26 protein-coding genes are annotated in these 24,099 nt (G+C 58.3%); 16 read left to right on the top strand and 10 right to left on the bottom strand.

What is annotated here, in order from left to right:
- Nucleotides 1-13 precede the first annotated feature (13 nt).
- Nucleotides 14-691 carry a TetR/AcrR family transcriptional regulator gene (locus tag PSH88_RS04075; protein WP_305425033.1) on the top strand — a complete coding sequence of 226 codons (678 nt, stop codon included), beginning with the start codon at nt 14-16 and terminating at the stop codon, nt 689-691.
- Between the two features lie 60 nt (nt 692-751).
- On the opposite strand, the gene PSH88_RS04080 is transcribed toward PSH88_RS04075, so the two are convergent.
- The 3 genes from PSH88_RS04080 to PSH88_RS04090 all read right to left on the bottom strand — a co-directional run bounded on the left by PSH88_RS04080 (nt 752) and on the right by PSH88_RS04090 (nt 3,142).
- Nucleotides 752-1,606: a shikimate dehydrogenase gene (locus PSH88_RS04080; RefSeq protein WP_305425034.1), complete on the bottom strand. Its 855-nt coding sequence runs from the start codon at nt 1,604-1,606 to the stop codon at nt 752-754.
- 5 nt (nt 1,607-1,611) lie between these two features.
- A complete protein-coding gene (aroQ, locus tag PSH88_RS04085) occupies nt 1,612-2,052 on the bottom strand; it encodes a type II 3-dehydroquinate dehydratase (RefSeq protein WP_305425035.1) in 441 nt (146 codons plus the stop codon).
- Nucleotides 2,053-2,230: 178 nt separating this feature from the next.
- Nucleotides 2,231-3,142 carry a LysR family transcriptional regulator gene (locus PSH88_RS04090; RefSeq protein ID WP_305425036.1) on the bottom strand — a complete coding sequence of 304 codons (912 nt, stop codon included), beginning with the start codon at nt 3,140-3,142 and terminating at the stop codon, nt 2,231-2,233.
- Between the two features lie 263 nt (nt 3,143-3,405).
- Between PSH88_RS04090 and PSH88_RS04095 the strand changes: the two genes are divergently transcribed.
- Both PSH88_RS04095 and PSH88_RS04100 read left to right on the top strand, forming a co-directional pair.
- Nucleotides 3,406-3,834 (top strand): DUF4160 domain-containing protein, encoded by a 429-nt coding sequence (locus PSH88_RS04095; RefSeq protein ID WP_305425037.1) that lies wholly within the window; start codon nt 3,406-3,408, stop codon nt 3,832-3,834.
- Entirely contained in the window at nt 3,831-4,277 is a 447-nt protein-coding gene (locus PSH88_RS04100; protein WP_305425038.1) for a DUF2442 domain-containing protein, read from the top strand. The genes PSH88_RS04095 and PSH88_RS04100 overlap by 4 nt, the downstream gene beginning before the upstream one ends.
- 54 nt (nt 4,278-4,331) lie before the next feature.
- Here the strand turns inward: PSH88_RS04100 and trmA are convergent, their stop codons facing one another.
- Together trmA and PSH88_RS04110 are read right to left on the bottom strand one after the other, a co-directional pair.
- The gene (gene trmA / locus PSH88_RS04105) at nt 4,332-5,411 is read right to left on the bottom strand and encodes a tRNA (uridine(54)-C5)-methyltransferase TrmA (RefSeq protein WP_305425039.1); all 1,080 of its coding nucleotides are present in this window, start codon (nt 5,409-5,411) and stop codon (nt 4,332-4,334) included.
- Nucleotides 5,408-6,703, bottom strand: a complete 1,296-nt coding sequence (locus PSH88_RS04110) for an NCS2 family permease (RefSeq protein WP_305425041.1) — start codon at nt 6,701-6,703, stop codon at nt 5,408-5,410. Before PSH88_RS04110 ends, trmA begins: the two co-directional genes overlap by 4 nt.
- A 225-nt stretch (nt 6,704-6,928) precedes the next feature.
- Here PSH88_RS04110 and PSH88_RS04115 point away from each other — a divergent pair, with 225 nt between their 5' ends.
- On the top strand, nt 6,929-7,384 hold the full coding sequence (locus PSH88_RS04115) for a DUF4879 domain-containing protein (protein WP_305425042.1): 456 nt from the start codon (nt 6,929-6,931) through the stop codon (nt 7,382-7,384).
- Between the two features lie 67 nt (nt 7,385-7,451).
- Complete coding sequence (locus tag PSH88_RS04120; RefSeq protein WP_305425043.1) at nt 7,452-8,003, top strand: DJ-1 family glyoxalase III; 552 nt, start codon at nt 7,452-7,454, stop codon at nt 8,001-8,003.
- Nucleotides 8,004-8,021: 18 nt separating this feature from the next.
- On the opposite strand, the gene PSH88_RS04125 is transcribed toward PSH88_RS04120, so the two are convergent.
- Complete coding sequence (locus PSH88_RS04125) at nt 8,022-9,260, bottom strand: MFS transporter (RefSeq protein WP_305425044.1); 1,239 nt, start codon at nt 9,258-9,260, stop codon at nt 8,022-8,024.
- A 439-nt stretch (nt 9,261-9,699) separates the two neighbouring features.
- On the opposite strand from PSH88_RS04125, the gene PSH88_RS04130 reads away from it, so the two are divergent.
- The 3 genes from PSH88_RS04130 to PSH88_RS04140 are packed head-to-tail and all read left to right on the top strand — an operon-like array spanning nt 9,700 to nt 12,347.
- On the top strand, nt 9,700-11,142 hold the full coding sequence (locus tag PSH88_RS04130; protein ID WP_305425045.1) for a cytochrome ubiquinol oxidase subunit I: 1,443 nt from the start codon (nt 9,700-9,702) through the stop codon (nt 11,140-11,142).
- A gap of 3 nt (nt 11,143-11,145) precedes the next feature.
- Nucleotides 11,146-12,153 carry a cytochrome d ubiquinol oxidase subunit II gene (gene cydB / locus PSH88_RS04135; RefSeq protein WP_305425046.1) on the top strand — a complete coding sequence of 336 codons (1,008 nt, stop codon included), beginning with the start codon at nt 11,146-11,148 and terminating at the stop codon, nt 12,151-12,153.
- Between the two features lie 26 nt (nt 12,154-12,179).
- The gene (locus PSH88_RS04140; protein ID WP_052967973.1) at nt 12,180-12,347 is read left to right on the top strand and encodes a DUF2474 domain-containing protein; all 168 of its coding nucleotides are present in this window, start codon (nt 12,180-12,182) and stop codon (nt 12,345-12,347) included.
- Between the two features lie 65 nt (nt 12,348-12,412).
- Here the strand turns inward: PSH88_RS04140 and PSH88_RS04145 are convergent, their stop codons facing one another.
- A complete protein-coding gene (locus PSH88_RS04145; protein ID WP_305425047.1) occupies nt 12,413-13,537 on the bottom strand; it encodes a methyltransferase in 1,125 nt (374 codons plus the stop codon).
- Nucleotides 13,538-13,726: 189 nt separating this feature from the next.
- Nucleotides 13,727-14,434 carry an autoinducer binding domain-containing protein gene (locus PSH88_RS04150; protein ID WP_305425048.1) on the bottom strand — a complete coding sequence of 236 codons (708 nt, stop codon included), beginning with the start codon at nt 14,432-14,434 and terminating at the stop codon, nt 13,727-13,729.
- Between the two features lie 285 nt (nt 14,435-14,719).
- Here PSH88_RS04150 and PSH88_RS04155 point away from each other — a divergent pair, with 285 nt between their 5' ends.
- The gene (locus tag PSH88_RS04155; protein ID WP_305425049.1) at nt 14,720-15,496 is read left to right on the top strand and encodes a ferredoxin--NADP reductase; all 777 of its coding nucleotides are present in this window, start codon (nt 14,720-14,722) and stop codon (nt 15,494-15,496) included.
- 45 nt (nt 15,497-15,541) lie between these two features.
- Here PSH88_RS04155 and mscL read toward each other — a convergent pair whose 3' ends face one another.
- The gene (mscL, locus tag PSH88_RS04160; RefSeq protein ID WP_305425050.1) at nt 15,542-15,955 is read right to left on the bottom strand and encodes a large-conductance mechanosensitive channel protein MscL; all 414 of its coding nucleotides are present in this window, start codon (nt 15,953-15,955) and stop codon (nt 15,542-15,544) included.
- Nucleotides 15,956-16,240: 285 nt separating this feature from the next.
- Here mscL and katB point away from each other — a divergent pair, with 285 nt between their 5' ends.
- From katB to radA, 3 genes are read left to right on the top strand one after another with little or no spacing between them, the layout of a single operon-like run.
- Nucleotides 16,241-17,782, top strand: coding sequence for a catalase KatB (katB, locus tag PSH88_RS04165; protein ID WP_305425051.1), 1,542 nt, complete (start codon nt 16,241-16,243; stop codon nt 17,780-17,782).
- 57 nt (nt 17,783-17,839) lie between these two features.
- A complete protein-coding gene (locus PSH88_RS04170; protein WP_305425052.1) occupies nt 17,840-18,394 on the top strand; it encodes an ankyrin repeat domain-containing protein in 555 nt (184 codons plus the stop codon).
- A 45-nt stretch (nt 18,395-18,439) separates the two neighbouring features.
- On the top strand, nt 18,440-19,807 hold the full coding sequence (radA, locus tag PSH88_RS04175; protein ID WP_305425053.1) for a DNA repair protein RadA: 1,368 nt from the start codon (nt 18,440-18,442) through the stop codon (nt 19,805-19,807).
- A gap of 30 nt (nt 19,808-19,837) precedes the next feature.
- Here the strand turns inward: radA and PSH88_RS04180 are convergent, their stop codons facing one another.
- Entirely contained in the window at nt 19,838-20,206 is a 369-nt protein-coding gene (locus PSH88_RS04180; protein ID WP_305425054.1) for a PilZ domain-containing protein, read from the bottom strand.
- A 160-nt stretch (nt 20,207-20,366) separates the two neighbouring features.
- Here PSH88_RS04180 and PSH88_RS04185 point away from each other — a divergent pair, with 160 nt between their 5' ends.
- From PSH88_RS04185 to PSH88_RS04200, 4 genes are all read left to right on the top strand, one after another.
- Complete coding sequence (locus tag PSH88_RS04185; protein WP_305425055.1) at nt 20,367-22,433, top strand: carbon starvation CstA family protein; 2,067 nt, start codon at nt 20,367-20,369, stop codon at nt 22,431-22,433.
- A 14-nt stretch (nt 22,434-22,447) separates the two neighbouring features.
- Entirely contained in the window at nt 22,448-22,645 is a 198-nt protein-coding gene (locus tag PSH88_RS04190) for a YbdD/YjiX family protein (RefSeq protein ID WP_007895266.1), read from the top strand.
- A 161-nt stretch (nt 22,646-22,806) separates the two neighbouring features.
- The gene (gene yjiA, locus PSH88_RS04195; RefSeq protein WP_305425056.1) at nt 22,807-23,778 is read left to right on the top strand and encodes a GTPase; all 972 of its coding nucleotides are present in this window, start codon (nt 22,807-22,809) and stop codon (nt 23,776-23,778) included.
- Between the two features lie 141 nt (nt 23,779-23,919).
- Nucleotides 23,920-24,069, top strand: a complete 150-nt coding sequence (locus PSH88_RS04200; protein ID WP_305425057.1) for a hypothetical protein — start codon at nt 23,920-23,922, stop codon at nt 24,067-24,069.
- Nucleotides 24,070-24,099 lie beyond the last annotated feature (30 nt).

The raw sequence follows: 24,099 nt of genomic DNA on the forward strand, positions 1-24,099 counted from the left end.
CCGTGAGCCCGCAATGACAATAATTTCAGAACTCTCCGTAGCGCCCGAAAAGCCAATAGCCGAGCCTCGCAAGAGTCGCAAGAACAACCCGGAAAAAACCCGCGAGAACATCCTTCAAGAGGCCATTGTCGAGTTCGTTCAGCAGGGGCTGTCCGGTGCGCGCGTCGATGCGATCGCCGAGCGCATCCACACCTCCAAACGCATGATCTATTACTACTTCGGCAGTAAGGAGCAGCTCTACGTCGAGGTACTGGAGAAACTCTACGGGGATATCCGCAGCACCGAAAACCGTTTGCACCTGGCCGAACTGGCGCCGGTGGAAGCGATTCGGCGGTTGGTGGAATTCACCTTCGATCACCATGATCGCAATGTCGATTTCGTGCGCATCGTCTGCATCGAGAACATTCACAACGCCGAGTATGTGAAGCGCTCCGATGCGATCAAGGCAATGAACAACACCATCCTCGATTCACTGGGCGAGATCTTGCGACGCGGGGCTGCAGAGGGAATATTCCGCACCGGTCTCGATCCGCTGGATGTGCATCTGCTGATCAGCTCGTTTTGCTTCTATCGCGTGTCGAACCGTCATACCTTCAGTGAGATCTTTCAGATCGACCTGCCGGATGAAAGCATCAAGCAGCGTCATCGGGAGATGATTTGCGAGTCGGTTTTGCGGTATCTGCAGGCCTGATCTGTGGCGAGGGGGCTCGCCCCCGTTGGGCTGCGAAGCAGCCCTCAGATCTTTTAAACCTCAACCATTCATGCTCTGAAAATGCGCCAGCATCCGCTGGGCATCCGGCACCACGCCGCTGAATAACTCAAACGCCTTCACCGCCTGAAACACCGCCATGTTGCCGCCATCCAGGGTTCGGCAACCCAGCGCGCGGGCGTGGCGCAGCAGTTCGGTTTCCAGCGGGAAGTAAACGATCTCCGCGACCCACAACTGCGCTCGAAGCAACTCCACCGGCACGGGTGTACCCGGCAGTTTTTTCATACCCATCGGCGTGGTATTCACCAGACCGTCAGCCTGGCCCAACGTGCCTGGCAAATCATGCCCGGCCACGGCGCGGCCGAAACCAAAATGCTGATTGAGGTTGTTCGCCAGCGACTGAGCGCGACTTTGATCCACATCGAAAATGCTCAGCAGCTGTACACCTTCGCTCAATAGCGCGTGGGCCACTGCCGCGCCTGCGCCACCGGCGCCCATTTGTACTACGCGTTCAAGGGCAACGCCCTGCAAGCCACGGCGAAAGCCTTCGGCAAAACCCAGGCAATCGGTGTTGTGGCCGATGCGTTTACCGTCCTTCAGCACCACCGTATTCACTGCGCCGATACCGCGGGCTTCCGGCGACAATTCGTCAAGCAACGGGATGATTGTCTGCTTGCACGGGAAGGTGATGTTCAGCCCGGTGAAATTCATCCGTTCGGCAGCCATCAGCAGGTCGGGCAGGGCGCTGCTGTCGAGTTTCAATTGATCCAGATCGATCAACCGATACAGGTAACGCAAACCCTGCGCATCGCCTTCATGCTCGTGCAGCGCGGGGGTGCGGGAAGCCTGAATGCCGGCGCCGATCAGCCCGGCCAATACCACGGTGTTCTGTGTCATGACGCTTAACCTTTCAAACGTTGGCTGAAATGCTCCAGCGCCAAACGATAGCCGTGGCTGCCGAAACCGCACATCACCGCCGTGGCGATGGACGAGACAAAGGAGTGATGCCGGAAGGGTTCGCGGGCATGGACGTTGGACAGATGCACTTCGATCACCGGCAGTTCGCTGGCGACCAGGGCATCGCGAATGGCGACCGAGGTGTGAGTCCAGGCGGCAGGGTTGATGACGATCCCGGCGCAACGACCACGGGCGGCGTGGATCCAGTCGAGCAGTTCGCCTTCATGGTTGGTCTGGCGAAACTCCACTGTCAGGCCGAACTCTTCGGCAGTACGACCGCACAGTGCGGAAATGTCCGCCAGGGTTTCGTGGCCATAAGTCGCCGGTTCACGGGTGCCCAGCAGGTTCAGGTTCGGGCCGTTGAGCACCAGAACGATAGGGGACATCGGGTCTCTCCACATATTATTTTTGGCATTGGCCGAGGGTTTCAGCCTGTGAGGAGAAATTGTACTAACTGGTTAATAAGGTCAATTGAAGAGGGCGTCAGGCCTGGATTATTTGTGCGGTGATCGGACAGATACAAAAAGATCGCAGCCTTCGGCAGCGCCTACAGATGCGATCTTTTCAGCGCGGCAGACGCTCAACCAGAAAATCGATAAAGGCTCTTAACCGCAACGGCACATGGCGGCTTTGCGGGTACAGCAGAGTGAAGGGGCGGGAGCATCCGCTATAGGGCTTGAGCACTTCCACCAGCGAACCGTCCGCCAGTTCGTTTTCGACGATGAAGCGATAGGTTTGAAAGATCCCGGCGCCGCTTTTTGCCAGCGTCACGCCGCCCAATACGTCATCGGAGCAGCAGTAATTGCCCTCGGCCAACATCTCCCGCGGCGCGCCGTTGTCGTTGAACAGCCAGGCAATCCGTCGCCCACTGCTGGGCAGTTCGTACTGAATGCATTCGTGCTGAGCCAAGTCATCCAGGGTCTTTGGGGTGCCGGCGCGATTCAGGTAATCAGGGCTGGCAATCATCACCAGCGCGGCGTCCTCCAACGGCCGGGCAATCAGCCCGGAGTCGGGAATGGCCCGCACACGGATTGCCATGTCATAGCCTTCGCCGACGAAATCGATGTTGCGATTGCTGATATGCGCCTCGACTTTCACGGCAGGAAAGAGAGCCCGAAACGCAGGCAGCAACGGCAGGATTCGATGATGGGCATAGGTCGTGGGAATGCTGATGCGCAAGGTGCCGGAGGGTTCTTGCTGCTGCCCCATCACCTCGCGCTGAGCCTCGACCAGTTGTGCGAGAGCCTCACGACACTCCTCGAAATAACGCCGGCCACTGTCAGTCAGCTTGACGCTGCGGGTGGTGCGCGCAAACAGCCGTACGCCCAAACGTTCCTCCATACGCGACACCGAGCGGCTGACGGCGGCCGGGGTCACGCCCGCCACCAGGGCCGCGGCAGTAAAGCTGCCGGCTTCGGCGGCCAGGCAAAACAGTTCGATGCTGCCTAATTGAAGATCGTCGAAATGTCGCTGCATGATTGATTACACCAGGAATCAAATGAAGTGTCTGAACTTGTATTTATCAAATAAGAGCGCACAAATACAGCGCCGGATTCTGCACCGGCCAGGTGTTGGCAATGAAAGGATTGCTTACTCTTTTTTGCCTTGATCGGCAGCGCCCGATCAGCTTGGAACGCTAGGCTCAATCGTGGCCGGTTGATCAATCGATCAGTGCCAGTTATCGGATTCTTCAAGGAATGGCGAATCTTCGAACTCTATAACCTAACGGATGGGTTAGCATGAACGTATGCCGCTACAAAGGGTTTTCACTGGTGGTCATGTTGCGTGATGAACACTGTCCGCCGCACGTTCACGTCGACGCAGGCACATGGAGTGCGCGCTTCAGGTTCAGCTTCTGGCACAACGGTGTCGAGCTCTGGGATGTCGTCCCTCAATCACATCGACCTCCTTTGGCTGTGCTGGAGGGATTGCGCCAGACACTCAGGCAACCTGCCCATTTACGGCGAGCCCGTGGCATCTGGTGGAGCAAATTGCAGACGGCTTGCCTCGACAATCAGTTATGGGATTGGCAGGGCAATGAAGTGGTCGTGATGAAGAGGATTGCCAGCACGACTTACATGATTGGTTCGGCTCGCTATGAGCCGGAGAGCAACAAGACCCTGCTGGCCTTGATGGGAGCACCCGAGGGCGTGGAGATCGAATTATGAAAACTATAAGCGCAAAAATGCAGGTCGAGCACCCAGTGACCGAAGGCGCCCTGGACGAAGCGATCGAGAGTGGTGAGGCGCGTCGTCGTGCCGGATTGAATGCGACGACGGTGATCTTTCTTGATCCGTGTCTCGCCGTCGGCTTCGAGGATGGCAGCGGTGTGTTGTTGCCAGTAAAAAACTATCCGGAGTTCGATGGTTTTGAGACCGAGGATTTCGCCGGGCTGAAAGTCGGTTTCGCCGGAGCCGCGCTTTGTCATGAAGACAAGGAATTGCAGGTGTCCATCGCCGGTTTGATTTCGGCGAGTAAACCCCTTATGGATATGGCCGCCTCGGTGATCGCCTCGCGCAATGGTCGTCAGAGCAGCGCGGCGAAGGCCGAGGCTGCGCGGGCTAACGGCAAGAAGGGCGGTCGCCCGCGCAAGGTCGATGTGGCGCGTTGATCGCCCACAAAAAAGCCGTCCAGTGGACGGCTGATTTGTATATGAAGGCTGCAATCAACGACGGGTCAACAACACCCCGGATTCCATGTGATGGGTCCACGGAAACTGGTCGAACATCGCGCATTGGGTAATGCGGTGAGTGTCGTGCAGTTGGGCGATGTTGGCCGCCAGGGTTTGCGGGTTGCAGGAAATGTAGAGGATGTTGTCGAAGCGTCGGGTCAGTTCGCACGTGTCCGGGTCCATGCCGGCGCGTGGCGGATCGACGAACACGCTACCGAACTCGTAGCTCTTGAGGTCGATGCCATGCAGGCGCCGGAACGGGCGAACTTCGTTCAGGGCTTCGGTCAGCTCTTCGGCAGACAGACGCACCAGCGTGACATTACCCACCGCGTTTTCGCTCAGGTTGCTGAGTGCCGCGTTGACCGAGGTCTTGCTGATTTCGGTGGCCAGCACTTTGCGCACGCGGGTAGCGAACGGCAGGGTGAAGTTGCCGTTGCCGCAATACAGCTCCAGCAGATCATCCTGGCGATCACCGAGAGCGTTATACGCCCAGTTGAGCATCTTCTGGTTCACCGTGCCGTTGGGTTGGGTGAACGCGCCTTCCGGCTGGCGATAGCTGAAGGTGCGGCCGCCAACTTCGAGCTTCTCGACCACGTAATCGTGACCGATCACTTCGCGCTTGCCCTTCGAGCGACCGATGATGCTGACGTTCAGGTCGGCTGCCAGTTTCGATGCGGCCGTGTGCCAGTGCTCGTCCAGCGGGCGGTGATAGCACAGGGTGATCATCGCATCGCCAGCCAGGGTGGTGAGGAACTCCACCTGAAACAGCTTGTGGCTCAGGGCCGCACTCGCTTGCCAGGCCGCCTTGAGTTGCGGCATCAATTGGTTGATGCGCAGGCTGGCAATCGGGAACTCTTCGATCAGGATCGGCGTGCGTTTGTCTTCCTGGGAAAACATTGCGTAATGGCGCTCGCCGGCTTCGCGCCACAGGCGGAACTCGGCACGCAGTCGGAAGTTTTTCAGCGGCGAATCAAACACCGCAGGTTCCGGTGCATCGAACGGGGCCAGCAGATCACGCAGGCGCGTGACCTTTTCTTCGAGCTGAACGGCGTAAGCCTGGGAATCAAAAGTCATGCGTTGAACCAACCCAACTTGATCACGAACAGAATCGACAGAATCACCAGCGCCGAATTCAACTCACGGCCGCGACCGGACAGCAACTTGATGGCTGTCCAGGAGATGAAGCCGAAGGCGATACCGTTGGCAATGGAATAAGTGAATGGCATGGCCAGGGCGGTGACCACGACCGGTGCGGCGACAGTGATGTCGTCCCAGTCTATTTCCGCAAGGCCGGATGTCATCAGTACGGCGACGAACAGCAACGCAGGCGCGGTGGCGAAGGCTGGAACGCTGGCCGCCAATGGCGAGAAGAACAGCGCCAGCAGGAACAGAATCGCGACCACGATGGCAGTCAGACCGGTGCGGCCACCGGCACTCACGCCGGCTGCGGATTCGATGTAGCTGGTGGTGGTCGAGGTGCCCAGCAACGAACCGGCCATGGCCGCGGTGCTGTCGGCGATCAGGGCGCGGCCCATTTTCGGCATGTGGCCGTCCTTGCCCATCAGGCCGGCGCGCTTGGCGACGCCGATCAGGGTGCCGGAGTTGTCGAACAGGTCAACGAACAGGAAGGCGAAAATCACGCTGACCAGGCCGATGTCCAGCGCGCCCATGATGTCCAGTTGCAGGAAGGTCGGTGCCAGCGACGGCGGCATCGACATCACGCCGCCGAACGGGGTGAAGCCCACCAGGATGGAGACGATGGTCACCGCCAGAATGCCAATCAGCACCGCTCCACGAACTTTCAGGGCCTCCAGGGCAACGATCAGGGCAAAACCGAGTGTCGCGAGGATCGGCGCCGGTTGCTTCAGGTCGCCGAGGCCGACCATGGTCGCCGGATTGCTGACGACAATGCCGGCGTTGTGCAGGGCGATCAGTGCCAGGAACAGGCCGATACCGGCGGCAATCGCCGAGCGCAGCGCCAATGGGATGCTGTTGATGATCCATTCACGGATGCGGAAGATCGACAGCAGAAAAAACATTACCGCCGAGAGGAACACCGCGCCCAGCGCCACTTGCCAGGTGTGGCCCATGTGCAGGACCACGGTGTAGGTGAAGAAGGCGTTCAGTCCCATGCCCGGTGCGAGGGCGATCGGGTAGTTGGCGATCAGGCCCATGGTCGCCGAGCCGATGGCGGCTGCCAGACAGGTGGCGACGAACACCGCGCCCTTGTCCATGCCGGTCTCGCCGAGGATGCTCGGATTGACGAACAGAATGTAGGCCATGGCCAAGAAGGTCGTGACGCCCGCCAGAATCTCGGTCCGCACGTTGGTGTTGTGTGCCTTGAGTTGAAACAGCCTTTCCAGCATGTCTGCTCCCCGTGGCGCGCCCGGCGCCGTGAATGTATCGACCTCAACAGCAAAGCACAGACCGCTGCAGGCGCCTGGGTATTTTCTGTGGGTCGGAAAAAGCCGCGCATCATACCAGCAGCGTGGGGCTATGGCTGCTTATGGCTGCGATCGTCGCCGATGTTTTGCACAAAAGGGAACTGCGCCATACTGCGCGCTGTTTTTTGGGGGAGGGAGGGGGTAGATATGTATTGCATTAATAAGCGTGTGGTTGCGGCATTTGGGGTGCTGCTTACCTGTTTCATCGGAGCGCAAACAGCCTCTGCGGCCATGGCTCAACCGTTGAGCCAGGTGAAGGTGCTCAAGGTCGAATCGCCATCCTGTGGATTTGAAAGTATTGCGGACGGTCAGGATCAGACGCGCTGCGACCACAGTGGCCCGAACATCAAGGTCTACGTGCTGGAGGTCGGCTACGGTCGCGAGCCTCATGTTGCGCTGGACGGTTTCAAAGTGGACGGCACCCGAACCCCTGTCTGTGCTTTTGATACCGGCAACCTGACCGAGTGCTCCGCCGGGAAAAAAACCGTCGGCTATCTGTACATCTTCAACCTGGCAGGCAAGCAGGACGGCACCTTCACGTTCAGCAACACCTCGATCAACGCGCCGGGCAATACGCTGTCGACGCAGCTTTACATCAAGTAATGGCTGGCCTTGAACAAGGGTCAGGAAAGCTGACTACGCTTTAAAGATCATCCTGTGGACCGCACCCATGACCTTTAGAGCCCTGATTACCCTCGCCGAGGGCATCGACGATCTGCAAACCGTGACCCTGATTGATGTGCTGCGCCGCGCCAAGGTTGAAGTGGTGGTGGCCAGCATCGAGTCGCGACGCATGCTCACCTGCGCTCGCGGCACCCGCTTGACCGCCGATGCGATGTTGGTGGATTTGCTCGCCCAACCCTTCGACCTGATCGTTCTGCCTGGCGGTGCGGTAGGAGCGCAGCATTTGGCGGCCCACCAACCCCTGCAACAACTGATCAAGGACCAGGCCGCAGCCGGGCGTCTGTTCGCCGGTATTGCCGAATCTCCGGCACTGGCGCTGCAAACCTTTGGCGTTTTGCGTCAGCGACGCATGACTTGCTTGCCCACTGTCAGCAATCAACTGTCGGGCTGTAACTTCATCGATCAACCGGTGGTGGTCGATGGCAATTGCATCACCGCTCAGGGTTCAGGCGCCGCGTTGGCGTTTGCGCTGACGCTGGTGGAGCACCTCTGTGGCAAAGCCATGCGGTCAACGGTGGCGGGGGAGTTGCAGGTTTAGAGTGCCCTGGACAACACGTCAGACCCTGACCTCTTCCACCGGCACATGCATACGGTCGCGGTTGGCCAGGGTCGGGAACAGTTTGATCCAGGCCCCGGTCACCATCAGCGTGCCGATGCCGCCCATCACCACTGCCGGCACCGTGCCGAACCAGTGGGCCGTCAGGCCGGACTCGAACTCGCCGAGCTGATTCGAAGCGCCGATGAACAAGCCATTCACAGCGCTGACCCGGCCGCGCATTTCGTCGGGGGTTTCCAGTTGCACGAATGAGGCACGGATTACCATGCTGATCATGTCCGCTGCACCCAAGACCACCAGCACGGCGAGAGAAAACCAGAACGAAGTCGACAGGCCGAAAGCGATGGTCGCTACGCCGAATACACCCACGGCGGTGAACATGACCCGCCCGACGTTTCGCTCCACGGCAAATCGCGCGAGAAACAGCGACATCAGCAGCGCACCGACTGCAGGGGCTGAACGCAGCAGGCCCAGACCCCACGGGCCGGTCAGCAGAATATCTTTGGCGAACACCGGCAGCAGCGCGGTCGCGCCACCCAGCAGGACGGCAAACAGGTCCAGGGAAATCGCCCCGAGAATGTCTGGGCGACTGCGAATGAAGCGGATGCCCGCCAGCAGCGAATCCAGGGTGGCCTTGCCCTTGTTCAGCGGTGTCTGCCGGGCCGGGAGGTTGAGCATCAGCGCACAGGCGATGAGGTAGAGGATCACCGTCGGGCCATACACCCAGACGCTGCCGAAGGCGTAGAGCAAACCGCCCAGTGCCGGGGCGACGATGGTCGCTGATTGTTGTGCAGATTGCGCAGCGGCAACCGCGCGGGGGAACAACGCGCTGGGCACGATGCTCGGCAGCAATGCCTGAGTTGTCGGCATTTCGAAGGAGCGGGCGGCACCGAGCAGGAACGCGAGGATGAAGATCATCTCCCGGGTGACATGGTCGGTCGCGCTGCCAATGGCCAGCGACAGGGCAATCAGCGCTTGCAGGGACTGACAAATCGCCGCGACCTTGCGCCGGTCATAGCGGTCCGCGACATGCCCGGTGTGCAGCATGAACAATACCCGCGGAGCAAACTCCACCAAACCTACCAAGCCCAGATCGAGCACGTTGCCAGTCAGTTGATACAGATTCCAGCCGATTGCCACAGTCAACATCTGAAAACCGCTGGCGGTAAACACCCGAGCCAGCCAGAACGCGATGAACGGGCGGTGATGACGTAACAGCAGGGGCGCTTGGTTGGGCATCTGAAGGCAGGTCTTGAGCGAGGGAAGGGCGAGATTATCACCAACCTGTAACCGGAAGTTGCGAGCGCGGAAAATTTAGTTAGCTAGACACCGATCTACGCAGCCCTTAAATCCCCTGTGGCGAGGGGCAAGCCCCCTCGCCACAGTTAGCCAGCCACCCAAAAGATGTATTGCAGCCCATGACAAAACCCGTGAGGCAACCTGTCACGCGGCAAAAGACCACACCGTCCATCGGCAAAAATGCGACTACTCTTTCAGCGTTGCTTGATCCAGATCAAGACCCTTCGTGGAAATGATCCGGCGGCCAGATGGCCAGATTCCCTACGTTGTGATGATGGTAGAAAAAGAACGAATTCAAATTCGACACACTCCATAACCGTGGGGGCAGTGGGTGCAGGCCGCAAGCCTTCAGCCGGTATTACCTGACAGAGGAAAACTTATGTTCGGTTTGGAGGCACTTGATCTCGCCCGGATTCAGTTCGCATTCACCATTTCGTTTCACATCCTGTTCCCGGCCATCACCATTGGCCTGGCGAGTTACCTGGCAGTGCTCGAAGGCCTGTGGCTGAAGACGCACAACGACACTTACCGCGATCTGTACCATTTCTGGTCGAAGATATTTGCCGTCAACTTCGGCATGGGCGTGGTGTCCGGTTTGGTCATGGCCTATCAGTTTGGCACCAACTGGAGCCGTTTCTCGGATTTCGCCGGTTCCGTGACCGGGCCGTTGCTGACCTATGAAGTACTCACCGCCTTCTTTCTCGAAGCCGGTTTCCTCGGTGTCATGCTGTTCGGCTGGAACAAGGTCGGGCGCAAGTTGCACTTCTTCGCTACCGTCATGGTGGCCATCGGCACGCTCATTTCGACCTTCTGGATTCTGGCCTCCAACAGCTGGATGCAGACCCCGCAAGGCTACGAGATCGTCAACGGCCAGGTCATTCCGGTGGACTGGCTGGCGATTATCTTCAACCCGTCGTTCCCCTACCGCCTGATGCACATGGCCACGGCGGCATTCGTTGCGACCGCCTTCTTCGTCGGTTCGTCGGCGGCCTGGCACTTGCTGCGCGGCAAGGACAACCCGGCGATCCGCACCATGCTCTCGATGGCGATGTGGATGGCGCTGATCGTTGCCCCGATTCAGGCCGTTATCGGTGACTTCCACGGCCTCAATACCCTCAAGCATCAGCCGGCGAAAATCGCTGCGATCGAAGGCCACTGGGAAAACCACGGTGATGAACCGACCCCGCTGATCCTGTTCGGCTGGCCGGACATGAAAGCCGAAAAAACCAAATTCGCCGTCGAGATCCCGTACCTGGGCAGCCTGATCCTGACCCATTCCCTGGACAAACAGGTGCCGGCGCTCAAGGAGTTCCCGCCTGAAGACCGGCCGAATTCGACCATCGTTTTCTGGTCGTTCCGGGTCATGGTTGGTCTGGGCATGCTGATGATCTTCACCGGTTTGTGGAGCCTGTGGCTGCGCAAAAGCGACAAGCTGTACACCTCGCGGCCATTCCTGTACCTGGCGTTGTGGATGGGCCCATCCGGCCTGATCGCAATCCTCGCCGGCTGGTTCACCACTGAGATCGGCCGTCAGCCGTGGGTGGTCTACGGCTTGATGCGCACGGCAGACGCGTCCTCCGGGCACAGCTTCGTGCAGATGAGCATCACCTTGATCATGTTCGTTGTGGTGTATTTCGCGCTGTTCGGCGCCGGTCTTGGCTACATGATGCGTCTGGTGCGCAAAGGTCCGAAGATCGACGAAGGCAAGGAAACCAACGAAGGGGGCCCTGGCCAGAAACGCACACCGGCTCGTCCGCTGTCTGCAGCCGATGACGATGGCACCGAAGCTGATAACAGCCCCAGCCTGACCAAGGAGATTTGAATCATGGGTATTGATCTTCCGCTGATCTGGGCCGTGATCATCATCTTCGGCATCATGATGTATGTGGTCATGGACGGTTTCGACCTGGGGATCGGGATTCTTTTCCCGTTCATCAAGGGCAAGAGCGATCGTGACGTCATGATGAACACCGTCGCCCCGGTCTGGGACGGCAACGAAACCTGGTTGGTATTGGGCGGCGCGGCATTGTTCGGCGCTTTCCCGCTGGCCTATTCGGTGGTGCTCTCGGCGCTGTACCTGCCGCTGATTTTTATGCTGATCGGGCTGATTTTTCGCGGTGTGGCCTTTGAGTTCCGCTTCAAGGCCAAGGACGACAAGCGTCATCTCTGGGACAAGGCATTCATTGGTGGCTCGATCGCCGCAACGTTCTTCCAGGGCGTGGCGTTGGGTGCGTTCATCGATGGGCTACCGGTAGTCAATCGTCAGTTTGCCGGCGGTTCACTTGACTGGTTGACCCCGTTCACGATGTTCTGCGGTGCGGCGCTGGTGGTGGCTTATGCACTGCTCGGTTGCACTTGGCTGATCATGAAAACCGAAGGCAAGTTGCAGAAGCAGATGCATGACCTGGCGCGGCCTTTGGCCTTCGTGTTGTTGGCGGTGATTGGCATCGTCAGTATCTGGACGCCATTGGCCCACGCCGAGATCGCTGCACGCTGGTTCACCCTGCCGAACCTGTTCTGGTTCTTGCCGGTGCCGATTCTGGTGCTGGTGACCCTGTACGGTCTGATTCGGGCGGTGGCTCGCAATGCGCATTACACGCCATTCCTGCTGACCCTGGTGCTGATTTTCCTCGGCTACAGCGGCCTGGGTATCAGCCTGTGGCCGAACATCGTGCCTCCGTCGATTTCGATCTGGGACGCTGCCGCACCGCCGCAAAGCCAGGGCTTCATGCTGGTGGGCACGCTGTTCATCATCCCGTTCATCCTGGGTTACACCTTCTGGAGCTACTACGTGTTCCGCGGCAAGGTCACCCACGAAGATGGTTATCACTAGCCTATGGCGCAGAGGAGAAAGCGATGATGGCTGGCAAACCTGATTTGCAGGAAATCGAAGCAGCCGAGAAAAAGCCGCTCTGGCAGCGACTCGGCTGGCTGGCGATGATCTGGACCGGCAGCGTGGTGGCACTGTTCATTGTGGCCTCGCTGATGCGCATGTTCATGAATGCCGCCGGTTTGAGCACCCACTGAAATTCCCATCCCGTTGCCTTGCAGCACGGATTTATAGCCCTCCTGGTGGAGGGTTTTTTTTCGCTTTATTTACGTGCTTTGAGGATGACGAACTTGGGGGTGGCCGCGACTTGCTCAACGCCGCGGAACAACCGCGCCAGCTTGCTGTGATAACCCAGGTGACGATTGCCGACGATGTACAGCGCGCCGCCCACCACCAAGGATTCACGCGCTTGCTGGAACATCCGCCAGGCCAGGAAGTCGCCGACCACTTGCTGTTGGTGAAACGGCGGATTGCACAGCACCACGTCCAGGGATTGCGGTTCCTGTTCCGCCAAACCATCGCCGGCCCGCACAATCACGTCGCGATCGCCCAGCGCCGCGCGCCAGTTTTCAGCGGCCGATTGCACGGCCATGAACGACTCATCCACCAAGGTGTAGTGGGCCTCAGGGTTTTGCAGGGCACTGGCAATTGCCAGCACGCCGTTGCCACACCCCAGATCGGCAACTCGTGCTGCGCCGAGGTTCTTCGGCAAGTGCGGCAAGAAGGCCCGCGTGCCGATATCCAGCCCTTCGCGGCAGAACACATTGGCGTGATTGAGCAGTTCGATCGCAGGCGTGTCGAGTCGATAGCGGGTCGGGTAAGGGGAGACAGCAGGAGCTTTGGCTTCGGCTGTGGCGATCAGCAACCGAGCCTTCTTCACCGCCAGCGAGGCTTGCACCGGGCCGATGTAACGATCCAGCAGATCGCCCGCAGCGCGCGGCAAATGCTTCACCATGGCGGCCGCAATCACTTGAGCGCCGGGAGCCAGCTGCCCCTGTAGCCGGATCAGTTGCTCTTCCAGCAAGGCCAGGGTTTTCGGTACCCGGATCAGTACCCGGTCAAACGGACCGACGAACGCTTCGCTGGCCGGCACCCTCGGCACCGCATCAAACGCCTGGCCGTTGCGTATCAGGTTTTTTTCCAGTCCCTGAAAGGCCAGAAACGAATCGCCGCTGCTGGTCACCCGAACCTTGCCCACCAGGCTGGCGGCCAAAGCACCGAAGCTGTCGTTGAGCACCAGCACACGAGTATCGGCTGCCGGCTGTTGCGCGGCCAGATGAGTGAGCAGGTATTCGTCTGCGGCATCAAATGCTTGCAACGGTTCATTCTGCTGTTCTGGCTGGCGGATCAGATCGAGTTGAGCGAAGGGGGTTTCGAGCAGAGGCATGAGGCGGGGGAGCTCTGGTAGTCAACGGAGGATAATCAGCGAGTGGCCCGCCGCTCAGGGGCTTATAGCGGGCGAACCATCCGAATGGACTGCGTCGTGGAATTTCACACGGCATCACTCAGGATGGATAGCAGATGGTACGTTTTTTTCGCTTGGATTACTCGCGGGGATTAGCGGATTCAAACAGATTCAGATGACGCCCACTTTCGCGGCTCTGATCACTGCCGCAATTTTGTTGTTCACGCCGAATTTGCGGATAGCGCCCCGTATGTGGAACTGTACCGTGCTTTCACTCAGACTGAGGATGATCGCAATCTCGCCTGCAGTCTTGCCGTCGGCTGAATATTTCAACACCTCGACTTCTCGGGATGATAAATGCACTGTGCCCGGTTTTGAGGGCGCAGGCAGTTCTTTCGCGACAAGCCCGTGCAGGTGACGGCTAATGAATATCGCATAGCCCAGATTTTTATACAGATCATGCGTCGTAATCGGACAGTGGCTTCTGGCCAGGCTCAGCATGCTGCAAAGCCCGTTCTCATCATGAACGGATTGGGACCAGCCATAGCGCAATCCTTGCTGTTTTTGTGCTTGCCACAGCGTCGGTGTCTTGAAAAAGACCTTTTCATGCCAAAGAATCGGCAATTCGGAATGATTGCAATGGGCTAGTATCGGATCGATTTCACTGAAGTGCTCTTGTTCATATTTCGAGTTCCATTCGGTGGGATAGTTATTCAGATTGATCGGATGGCGATGTATCCCCCTTGTTTGGGATGTTATTGAAAATGCACAGAAATTAAAGCCAAGGTTTTTAACGAGATTGAGAGACATCTCGTACGCGGTCTCTATTTTCTGAGCGTAAGAAAGCTGCGTTAACTGTGATTCCTTCCACACTTTCATTTGGTAACTCCATTGCGGACTTACTTGCGTTGGTGCTGATTGGATCCAAGATCCGGCACGCCACGAGTGTAGGAGATTTCCTACTTGCATGCTGGATTTTTTTGCTCTTGAAAATGCTTGCAACTGCATAACCGGTTCTTAGGTCTGTTACTGGCGGAGAAACAGAATCAACGGCTGATCGTGTTTGTACTATTTAGTGAACGGAGCAAAAGCCATTACAAATCACCGGTGTTTATGCCGCCTGCTTTGCGGGACACTGGCGTTATCTGTTGAATGGAGCAACCCATGACTGCCAGTGCAGAGAAATTCACGCGCCAGACGCTACTTGACGTCCAGCCGTTGACTTCAAACCTGTTCACCCTGCGAACTACCAGGGATTCGGGCTTTCGTTTTCGCGCAGGGCAATTCGCCCGGCTGGGCGTGACCAAGGCGGACGGCAGTACGGTGTGGCGGGCTTATTCCATGGTCTCGTCCCCCTATGACGAGTTCCTGGAGTTCTTCTCCATTGTCGTTCCGGGAGGCGAGTTCACCAGTGAGCTGAGTCGGCTGGAAGTTGGCGATACTCTGCTGGTCGACCGGCAGGCCTTTGGTTATCTGACGCTGGATCGCTTCGTCGATGGCCGTGACCTCTGGTTGTTATCCACAGGCACGGGCCTGGCGCCGTTTCTGTCGATCCTGCAGGACTTCGAGGTTTGGGAAAAATTCGAGCGCATCCTCCTGGTTTACAGCGTGCGCGAAGCGCGGGAGCTGGCGTATCAGGAGCTGATTGCGGGGTTGGCGCAGCGTGATTATCTGGCCGAGTACGCACACAAGCTGCAATTCATCGCCACCGTTACCCGCGAGCAGCATTCGGGTGCCTTGAATGGGCGGATCACGACGCTCCTGGAAAGTGGCGAGCTGGAGCGGACGGCTGGTGTAGCGCTGACAGCCGAGCATTCGCGGGTGATGCTCTGCGGTAATCCACAGATGATTGATGACACGCGCAAGTTGCTCAAACAACGACACATGCAGTTGAGCCTCAGTCGCCGCCCTGGCCAAGTAGCGGTGGAAAACTACTGGTAAACAAAACGGCGCCCCGAAGGCGCCGTTTGTGCGGGCAATCAGTCATCAGGGCTGATTGTTCTGGGCCTTGAGCAGATCGCGAATCTCTTCCAGCAGCTCTTCTTCCTTGGTCGGAACCGGCGGCAGGGTTGGCGCAACGGCCTCTTCGCGTTTCAGACGGTTGATGGCCTTGACGCCCATGAAGATCGCGAAGGCGACAATGATGAAGTCGATCAGGCTCTGGATGAACTTACCGTAGGCCAGCACCACCGCCGGGACATCACCGTTGGCGGACTTGAGCGTAATGGCCAGGTCACTGAAGTCGACCCCACCGATCAGCAAGCCGATTGGCGGCATCACCACGTCGCCGACAAACGACGAAACGATTTTGCCGAAGGCGGCGCCGATGATGATACCCACGGCCATGTCGACCACATTACCTTTGACCGCGAAGGCCTTGAACTCACTTATCACGCCCATAGGTTATTTCCTTGTTACAGATGAGGTTGGTGAACGCAGTGTAAATCAGCAAAACGTCCCTTGCTTGAAACGCCTTCTTACAATGCCCGTGTCTATCGACACATCTTCTGGTAATTAGTTTACAAAATGCCACCACTCGCGCGCGATTACCCGCTCTAGACCGGGCTTTCCAGAACCTTTTCGCTATCGCCCCGGTGCGGGATTTCTATTTATGTTTTGGCCTTCGGGTCACTAGCCTCTGTGAAGCGCACCTGGATGCGCCTTATAAAACCAGAGGAAACTTCCATGACAACTCCCCTTGGCCTCGGGGCTTTTCCCTTGCGTCGTACCTTCGGCGTTCTGACCGCCAGCCTGCTGTCCTTCTCCGTCAACGCTGCGACCTTGACCCGTGATAACGGTGCCGCCGTCGGCGACAACCAGAACTCGCAAACCGCTGGCGCGACCGGGCCGGTGCTGTTGCAAGACATACAACTGATCCAGAAACTCCAGCGTTTTGACCGTGAACGCATTCCCGAACGCGTGGTGCATGCCCGTGGCACTGGCGCCCACGGCACGTTCACCGTGACCGACGACCTCAGCGACCTGACCAAGGCCAAGGTATTTGCCAGCGGCCAGAGCACGCCGGTATTTGTGCGTTTCTCCGCTGTGGTCCATGGCAACCATTCGCCGGAAACCTTGCGTGATCCGCGGGGGTTCGCCACCAAGTTCTACACCGCAGACGGCAACTGGGACCTGGTCGGCAACAATTTTCCGACCTTCTTCATCCGTGACGCGATCAAGTTTCCAGACATGGTCCACGCCTTCAAGCCGGACCCGCGCACCAACCTTGACGACGATTCCCGTCGTTTCGATTTTTTCTCCCATGTTCCGGAAGCCACTCGTACCTTGACCGAGTTGTATTCCAACTCCGGCACGCCGGCCAGTTATCGGGAAATGGACGGTAATGGTGTACATGCCTACAAGTTAGTTAACGCCAAAGGCGATGTGCACTATGTAAAGTTTCACTGGAAAAGTTTGCAAGGAATAAAAAATCTCGCCCCTAAAGAAGTAACGGGTGTTCAAGGCCAAGACTACAGTCATATGACTAACGACTTGGTTTCACATATTAACAAGGGGGACTTCCCGAAATGGGACTTGTACATCCAGGTTCTAAATCCACAAGACTTGTCCAAGTTTGATTTCGATCCACTGGATGCAACCAAGATCTGGCCCGGAGTTCCTGAGCGAAAAGTTGGACAAATGGTGTTGAACCGTAATCCGGCGAATGTTTTTCAGGAAACCGAACAAGTGGCCATGGCCCCGGCCAATTTAGTGCCGGGTATCGAGCCTTCGGAAGATCGCTTATTGCAAGGACGAGTGTTCTCGTATGCCGATACCCAACTGTATCGTCTGGGGGCCAATGCTCTGCAGTTGCCGATCAACGCACCCAAAGTCGCCGTGAACAACGGCAACCAGGATGGCGCAATGAACCTCGGCGCCAGCAGCACGGGCGTGAATTACCAGCCAAGTCGCCTGTTGCCTCGTGAAGAACCGCAAACCGCGCGTTACAGCCAGTCGGCCCTGTCGGGCAGCACGCAGCAGGCGAAGATTCAGCGTGAGCAGAACTTCAAGCAAGCCGGCGATCTGTATCGCTCGTTCAACCAGAAGGAACGTCAGGACCTGATCGACAGCTTCGGTGGCTCTCTAGCCACCACTGACGATGAGAGCAAGCACATCATCCTGTCCTTTCTTTACAAGGCCGACCCGGAATACGGGACCGGGGTGGCCAAAGTAGCCAAGGGTGATCTGGCTCGGGTCAAGGCACTGGCGGCCAAACTGGTCGACTGATCCATCTGCCTGAAGCGGGACCTCATGCGAGGTCCCGTCCGATCAAGGAGTTGTGCCATGCGTTTTTATCTGTCTGTGGTTCTGGCGTGCTGGTCACTCAGTGTGTTCGCCGGACCTGACGTGCAAGCCTCGAATGACCCCCAAGCGCTGAAAGCCCAATTACAGGATTACTACTTCGATGCCGCCCGACGTGGTGATGTGCCCATGCTCGAAACCTTCATCGAGGCCGACTATTCCCTCGATACCCGCGACAGCAAGGGTTACACCGCACTGATTCTGGCCGCCTATCACGGCCAGAGCGCCGCAGTGGAGCGTTTGCTCGCTGCCGGGGCGGATGCCTGCGCTCAGGATCAACGCGGCAATACGGCGTTGATGGGCGCGATTTTCAAGGGGGAAGTGCAAATCGCTCGAACCCTGTTGGCCGCCAATTGCAGCCCCGACCAACGCAACGGCGCCGGGCAGACTGCCGCGATGTATGCCGGCTTGTTCAAGCGCGTCGAGTTGCTGGATGCACTCAAGGCCAAAGGGGCGGACATGAACGCCGAAGATCCGCTGGGCAATAGTGCCGCGCGTCTGGCCAGCGGTGAAATCCGCACGGCAGCGCCGCGCTGATCCGCGTCAGCTGAGCTATCATCGCGGTTTTTGCCGGGAGTTCAGATGGCCAAGGCCAAGCGCATGTACGGCTGCACCGAGTGTGGCTCAACCTTCCCGAAGTGGGCCGGCCAGTGCGGCGAATGCGGGGCCTGGAACACGCTGACTGAAACCATGGTGGAGAGCGGCGGCGCCGCAGCCCCCAGTGGTCGCACCGGTTGGACCGGCCAGCAGGCACAGATCAAAACCCTGGCCGAAGTCAGTGTCGAAGAGATTCCGCGTTTCTCCACGGCGTCCAGCGAGTTGGATCGCGTACTTGGCGGTGGCCTGGTGGACGGCTCGGTGGTGCTGATCGGCGGTGATCCGGGTATCGGCAAGTCGACCATTTTGTTGCAAACCTTGTGCAACCTCGCCAAGAGCATGCCGGCACTGTATGTCACCGGCGAAGAATCCCAGCAGCAGGTGGCCATGCGTGCCCGGCGCCTGGGCTTGCCTCAGGATCAGCTGCGGGTGATGACCGAAACCTGCATCGAAACCATCATTGCCACCGCCCGGGTCGAAAAGCCTAAGGTCATGGTGATCGACTCGATCCAGACGATTTTCACCGAGCAACTGCAATCGGCACCGGGCGGTGTTTCCCAGGTGCGCGAAAGTGCTGCATTGCTGGTGCGTTATGCCAAACAAAGCGGCACGGCGATTTTCCTCGTGGGCCATGTTACCAAAGAGGGCGCGCTGGCCGGCCCCCGGGTGCTGGAACACATGGTCGACACCGTTTTGTATTTCGAAGGCGAATCCGATGGGCGCCTGCGTTTGCTGCGGGCAGTGAAAAACCGATTCGGCGCGGTGAATGAATTGGGCGTGTTCGGCATGACCGACAAAGGCCTGAAAGAAGTCTCCAACCCTTCGGCGATTTTCCTGACGCGCGCCCAGGAAGAGGTCCCGGGCAGCGTGGTCATGGCAACGTGGGAAGGCACCCGGCCGATGCTGGTGGAAGTCCAGGCGCTGGTGGACGACAGCCATCTGGCCAACCCGCGTCGGGTGACGCTCGGTCTGGATCAGAATCGCCTGGCGATGTTGTTGGCGGTTTTGCACCGGCACGGCGGCATCCCGACCCACGATCAGGACGTGTTCCTCAACGTGGTCGGCGGGGTGAAGGTCCTGGAAACCGCTTCCGACCTGGCCTTGATGGCGGCGGTCATGTCCAGTTTGCGCAACCGGCCGCTGCCACATGATCTGCTGGTGTTTGGTGAAGTCGGATTGTCGGGTGAAGTGCGCCCGGTGCCGAGTGGCCAGGAACGCTTGAAAGAGGCGGCCAAGCATGGCTTCAAACGCGCCATCGTGCCTAAGGGTAATGCACCGAAAGAGCCGCCGCCGGGGTTGCAGATTATTGCCGTGACGCGCCTGGAACAGGCGCTCGACGCACTGTTCGAATAAGCATGTGATCGCTATCCCTGTAGAAAGCGATCAGGTTTCGATCAGCGCTCCTAACTCCCGGTCCAGCTCCTCTGGATCGCCGAGGTTCAGTTCGATCAGCCGTCTCAAGTGCTCGATCGATTCCAGCCCGATATTCAGGCAGACAAAACCCAGCTGACCGTGGTCATCATGGGTCAGCTGCACGTCCATTCGGATCTCGGCCTCATGGTTCAAATGGATATCGGCTGCGAAGGGCTGGCTGGCGTCGCCTGACCAGGGCTCGGGACGCTGGATCAGCATGCCCTTGAGCGACAGGTCGAGCAATTGCACCGGCCAACGCTGCCCATCCTGGCTCAGTTCGGTCTGTGCGCTGAAGGAAATGCGCTTGAAACGGCGGCGATCGGAATGCTGTTCGCTCATGGCCTGACCTCTCTGTTTGGTGCAATGACTATAGACCGGGCTTTGCGTCGGCCGCCACGCAATCCCTTATCTAGACCAATGTTGGGGGGTGGCCTTTGAGGCCAGTAGCGCTAAACTCCGGATGGCTGTCTTTCTTGTCCACTCTGGCTGGAATCATAAAATGAAAAATAATAATAGCCTGCTGCGCCACTTACCCTGGCTGCTGCTGGCGATCCTGGGAGCGTGCGCCCTGGGCGTAGTGGCATTACGGCGAGGCGAGGCGATCAACGCCTTGTGGATTGTGGTCGCCGCCGTGGCCATTTATCTGGTCGCGTACCGCTACTACAGCCTGTTCATCGCTAACAATGTGATGCAACTCGATCCGCGTCGGGCTACCCCTGCCGTGCTCAACAATGACGGTCTGGACTATGTGCCAACCAACAAACACATTCTTTTCGGTCACCACTTCGCGGCCATCGCTGGCGCGGGGCCGCTGGTCGGTCCGGTGTTGGCGGCGCAGATGGGCTACCTGCCCGGTACGCTGTGGCTGATTGCAGGCGTCGTGCTGGCCGGTGCGGTTCAGGACTTCATGGTCCTGTTCCTGTCCACCCGCCGCAACGGCCGCTCCCTGGGCGACATGGTTCGTGAAGAAATGGGCCGGATTCCCGGGACCATCGCGCTGTTCGGCTGCTTCCTGATCATGATCATCATCCTCGCGGTGCTGGCGCTGATCGTGGTCAAGGCCCTGGCCGAAAGTCCGTGGGGCATTTTCACGGTGATGGCGACCATCCCGATCGCGATGTTCATGGGCATTTACATGCGCTACATCCGCCCGGGCCGCATCGGTGAAATCTCGGTGATCGGCGTGGCGTTGCTGCTGGGTTCGATCTGGCTGGGCGGGCAGATTGCCGCTGACCCGGTCTGGGCCAAGGCCTTTACCTTCACCGGAATCCAGATCACCTGGATGCTGATCGGCTACGGGTTCGTGGCGGCGGTGCTGCCGGTATGGCTGATCCTCGCCCCTCGCGATTACCTGTCGACCTTCCTCAAAATCGGCACCATCGTCGCGCTGGCGATCGGCATCCTGATCACCATGCCCGAGCTGAAAATGCCGGCATTGACCCAGTTCATCGACGGCACCGGGCCGGTGTGGAAGGGCGGTCTGTTCCCGTTCCTGTTCATCACCATCGCCTGTGGCGCAGTGTCCGGTTTCCACGCGCTGATCTCCTCCGGCACCACGCCAAAACTGCTGGATAACGAGGTTAACGCTCGTTACATCGGTTACGGCGGCATGCTGATGGAGTCCTTCGTGGCGATCATGGCGATGGTCGCCGCTTCGGTGATCGAGCCAGGCGTGTACTTCGCCATGAACAGCCCGGCGGCGGTCGTCGGTGGTGACGTGGTGGCTGTGGCACAAGTCGTCAGCGGCTGGGGTTTCGCGATTACCCCGGAAGCGCTGCAAGCGGTGGCCAAGGACATCGGTGAAACCACCATCCTGGCCCGCGCCGGCGGTGCGCCGACCCTGGCGGTCGGTATCGCGCAGATCCTGCACAGTGTGCTGCCGGGTGAAAACACCATGGCGTTCTGGTACCACTTCGCGATCCTGTTCGAAGCGCTGTTCATCCTGACTGCGGTGGATGCCGGTACCCGTGCCGGGCGTTTCATGCTGCAGGACTTGCTCGGCTCCTTCGTGCCGGCGCTCAAACGCACCGAATCCTGGACCGCCAACCTGATCGCAACCGCCGGTTGCGTTGCGATGTGGGGTTACCTGCTGTACCAGGGCGTGATCGATCCGCTGGGTGGCATCAACACCTTGTGGCCGCTGTTCGGTATTTCCAACCAGATGCTGGCCGGTATCGCGCTAATGCTGGCAACCGTTGTGCTGATCAAAATGAAACGCCAACGCTATGTCTGGGTGACCATGCTGCCAGCGGTATGGCTGCTGATCTGCACCACCACCGCAGGCTTCATCAAACTGTTCGATGCCAACCCGGCAATCGGCTTCCTGTCGCTGGCGAAGAAATACAGCGATGCGCTGGCCAATGGGCAGATTCTGGCCCCGGCCAAGAGCATCGAGCAGATGCAGCATGTGATCTACAACGCCTACACCAACGCAACGCTGACGGCGCTGTTTTTGCTCGTGGTGTTCAGCATCCTGTTTTTTGCACTCAAGGTCGGTATCGCCGCCTGGGGCACCAAAGAACGTACGGATAAAGAATCGCCGTTCCAGGCTCAGCCGGATGCGTAATCGAGGATTGCACCATGTTCAATGACCTGAGTCGCCTCGGTAAATACCTCGGTCAGGCCGCGCGCCTGATGGTCGGCATGCCCGACTACGACAACTACGTCGAGCACATGCAAACCAAACACCCGGACAAACCGGTGATGAGCTACGAGATGTTCTTTCGCGAACGTCAGGAAGCCCGTTACGGTGGCAAGGGTGGGCCGAAGTGCTGTTGATGCAACAGCCTGGCTGATGCAATCCCTGTGGGAGCGGGCTTGCTCGCGAAAGCGGTGTGTCATTCAACATTAATGTCGACTGCCACGACCTCTTCGCGAGCAAGCCCGCTCCCACATTTGTTTTGTGTTGTTTTTTAACTTTGTGAAACAGGAGAACCCGTTTGTCCTCTCCCATTCCAGTAACAATTCTCAGCGGCTTTCTCGGCGCGGGAAAAACCACGCTGCTGCGCTATCTGCTCAAAGCCGAGCACGGCCTGAAAATCGCTGTAATCGAAAACGAATTCAGTGATGCCGGTATCGACACCCAACTGTTGGGCGACGAGCCGGTGCAAGTGATGACGCTGTCCAACGGCTGCGTCTGCTGCACCATCCACACCGATTTGACCAAAGCGCTGTTCCTGTTACTGGAACGCCTGGACAGCGGCGAAATCGCCTTCGATCGCCTGGTAATCGAATGCACCGGTCTGGCTGACCCGGCCCCGGTGGCGCAAACCTTCTTCATCGACGAAGAGCTGCGCGAGCGCTATATCCTCGATGGCATCATCACCCTGGTCGACGCCAAGCATGCCGAACATCACCTGACCCAGACCATCGCCCAGGCACAGATCGGTTTTGCCGACCGTTTGCTGGTGAGCAAGCGGGATCTGGTGGACGAGCCGACCTTCACCGCCCTCAGCGAGCGTCTGACCCGCATCAACCGCCGCGCACCGATTCGCCTGGTCGAGCACGGCAAGATCGACCTGGCTGAATTGCTCGACGTGCGCGGCTTCAACCTCAATGCCGACCTCGGCGGTGGGGTGAGTTTGCGTCCTATGAGCAAGGCACCGTCCATCGACCGTATCTCCAGCCTGGTGTTGCGCACGGACAAGCCGCTGGATATCGACAAACTCAGTGAGTTCATGAACGAGCTGCTGGAAGAACATGGCAAGCAACTGCTGCGATACAAAGGTGTTTTGAACATCCTTGGCGAACCGCGGCGTATGGTGTTTCAAGGCGTGTTGAAGTTGTATGGTTTCGACTGGGATACGGAATGGGGCGATGATGAAACACGCGAAAGCGTGATCGTGTTCATTGCCGATGATTTGCCGGAAGAGAAAATTCGTGAGGGGTTCGAAAAAATTGCAATAGACTAAGTTGTTAGTGTTTGTTATGAGTTGCGGAGGTTTGAGGTGGTTACATTAAGTTAGGATTTGTAGCGGGCTTTGGTTGTCCGTTGATGTTAACTTTCTTGGGTGCCAATGAAGGTGCCTGTTAAGTTAATATTGGAGCGTTATATGGAAGAGCAAATCCTGGAAATGTCTGGCGATTTCGACAGTGAGTTTGAAGCCTATGTGAAAGGCGGTATCAACAAGATGGCGGGCGTTGAAGTCATGTCCACCACCGCGATTACCTGCGAGAGCCTGGGTTGCACGGTTTTCTGCTAAATCGTCAGTAATATATGGCAGGTCGATGAC

The sequence above is a fragment of the Pseudomonas wuhanensis genome (assembly GCF_030687395.1).
GTDB lineage: Bacteria > Pseudomonadota > Gammaproteobacteria > Pseudomonadales > Pseudomonadaceae > Aquipseudomonas > Aquipseudomonas wuhanensis.